Below are 602 nucleotides of genomic sequence, written 5' to 3'. Positions count from 1 at the left end.
CGATCCGGGTGCGGCTGCGCGACGATGAAGCGGGCTGACGCGATGGCACAGCTCCCGCGCGACCTGCCGGACGGCCGCGCCGGCCAGGCGCTCGCGCTCGCGATCTCGGCGGCGCTGCTCGCCCTTGTAGGCTTCGGCGTCATCCGCCCCGGCCTCGCCTGGTATCGCGGCCTCAGCACGCGCGTTGCCACCGTAAGCACGCTGCTCGCGCATGAGCGGCGTCTCGTCGCCGAACTGCCGGCGCTGCGGCGCATGGCCGCACGGGCCGCCCCGGCGCCGGGCGCGACGCCTATCTCCCCGGCGGCTCCGCCGCCATCGCCGGCGCGCGGTTGCAGGGCGCGGTGCAGTCCCTCGCCGCCACGCACCGGATCGGGCTGGACAGCGCCGAGCTGCTCCCGCCGGTCAGCCTCGGCAGCGTCGAACGAATTCGTCTGCGGATCTCGATGACGGCCTCCTACCCCGCGCTGATCGGCTTTCTCGACGCGCTCGGTGCCGCGACACCGCGCATGCTCGTCAACCGGCTCGACCTGCACGCAACCGGCGCGCCCGCCACCGGCGCCGACCTGCCGCTGCACGCGAGCTTCACCGTCTCGGGCTTCCGC

General features: G+C 75.1%; 1 pseudogene. It reads left to right on the top strand.

From position 1 onward, the window contains the following. Positions 1-290: 290 nt before the first annotated feature. Positions 291-602 (top strand): annotated as a pseudogene (gene gspM, locus APM_RS22720) (type II secretion system protein GspM); the annotation flags it as partial.

Source organism: Acidiphilium sp. PM, assembly GCF_000219295.1.
Classification (GTDB): Bacteria; Pseudomonadota; Alphaproteobacteria; order Acetobacterales; family Acetobacteraceae; genus Acidiphilium; species Acidiphilium multivorum.
Note: the sequence above shows the minus strand (reverse complement) of the source record. Positions and strands in the feature narration are given on the sequence as shown.